Source organism: Allosphingosinicella sp. (genome assembly GCF_036387215.1).
Taxonomy (GTDB): domain Bacteria; phylum Pseudomonadota; class Alphaproteobacteria; order Sphingomonadales; family Sphingomonadaceae; genus Allosphingosinicella.
On record NZ_DASVUE010000295.1, the window covers coordinates 1 to 1733 of the forward strand.

Annotated in this window: 1 protein-coding gene; it reads left to right on the forward strand. The window is 66.8% G+C overall.

The features are described from left to right. Positions 1–215: 215 nt before the first annotated feature. Positions 216–1568, forward strand: coding sequence for a transposase (locus VF662_RS11995; protein WP_464141459.1), 1353 nt, complete (start codon positions 216–218; stop codon positions 1566–1568). The last annotated feature ends 165 nt before the right edge of the window (positions 1569–1733 follow it).

Below are 1733 nucleotides of genomic sequence, written 5' to 3' on the forward strand. Positions count from 1 at the left end.
CGTTTGTGGAGATGTTCTCACAACCGTGCCTCGTGTCCACTCTTCAAGAGGGCGCGGTAGCAAAGCCCACGCGTTGCTGCCCCAAGGTGCTCGGGCAGCGCTGTTTGGTTAGGCCGCCGTGGGTCCGCTTAGCGCCTATTCCGTTGAAAAACTCGGCCGTTGCGGTGGTGCAGCCCTGCTGATTCACTCCTGCTGCAAGGAGAGGATCGAAGCAGATGATGGGTCCGCGGCAGGTCGAGCAGGGCGCGTTGTTCTACAACTTCTCGCTCGACGGCCACGTGCCGGCCGACCACCTGCTCCGGTCGGTCGACCGCTTCGTCGATCTGGCCGGGCTGCGGCGGGAGCTGGCGCCCTACTATAGCGAAACGGGCCGTCCCTCGGTGGACCCGGAGTTGATGATCCGGATGCTGATCATCGGCTACTGCTTCGGCATCCGGTCGGAGCGACGCCTCTGCGACGAGGTCCACCTGAACCTTGCCTATCGATGGTTCTGCCGCCTCGGGCTGGACGGCCGGGTGCCGGACCATTCCACGTTCTCGAAGAACCGGCACGGCCGCTTCCGCGACAGCGACCTTTTGCGCCGCCTGTTCGAGACCGTGCTCGCCCGCTGCATCGCCGAAGGGCTTGTCGGTGGCGAAGGCTTTGCGGTGGATGGCAGCCTGATCAAGGCCGATGCGAGCCGGCAGAAGGGCGTCGAGGGCACGGGCGGGCTCCCGCCCGAGAGCGTCAGCCGAGCCGCCCGAGAGTACCTGGCGGTGCTCGACGACGCGGCCTTCGGAGCGGCAACGCCCGTTCTGCCCAGGTTGGTGTCGCCGTCCGATCCTGCGGCACGCTGGACCGGAGCGGACGGCGGGCTGGCCTACTTCGCCTACGCGGCCAACTACCTGATCGATCTCAACCACGCGATCATCGTGGACGTCGAGCCCACGACTGCCATCAGGCAGGCCGAGGTCACGGCCGCCAAGCGCATGATCGAGCGCTCGCGGGAGCGCTTCGACCTCTACCCGGCGCGGCTCGCCGGTGACAGCGGCTACGGCTCGGCCGCCATGCTCGGCTGGCTCGTCTACGAGCAGGGGATCGAGCCGCACATCCCGGTCTTCGACAAGAGCTCTCGTCGAGACGGCACCTTCTCGCGCGAGGACTTCGCCTACGACCCGGAGGGCGAGGTCTATCGCTGCCCGGCCGGGCACACCCTGACCACGACCGGCCGCATCGTGAACGACGACGCGACGATCCTGTACCGGGCGAGCACCTACGATTGCGAGCCGTGCGCCCTCAAGCCGAAATGCTGTCCGAACGCGCCGGCCCGCAAGATCCCGCGCTCAATCCATGAAGGCGCTCGGCAGATGGCGCGCGACATCTGCAACTCGGACGAGGGCCGGACCTCACGGCGCGAACGCAAGAAGATCGAGATGCTGTTCGCCCATCTCAAGCGCATCCTGAAGCTCGATCGGCTTCGGCTCCGAGGTCCGAACGGAGCCCGCGACGAGTTCCACCTCGCCGCTGCCGCCCAGAACCTCAGGAAGCTGGCCAAGCTGATCCCGGTGCCCACGCCAGCCCTGGCGTGAGGCTCACGGCTGCCGCCCTGCGAGATCACCCGGCCAAGGCCGCCAGCGGCCCCAAACCGAGTTCTTCAACGGAATAGGTGGGAAGCGGACCTCAAAGCTTTTGACCGAACCGAGCCACGCAGTGCCAGACCCACTTCGCCGTTTGGAAGTCGAGCCGGTCATCGC

Excerpts from the sequence above, each read along its gene's own strand:
- VF662_RS11995 (WP_464141459.1), top strand. The coding sequence starts at position 216 with ATGATGGGTCCGCGGCAGGTCGAGCAGGGCGCGTTGTTCTACAACTTC.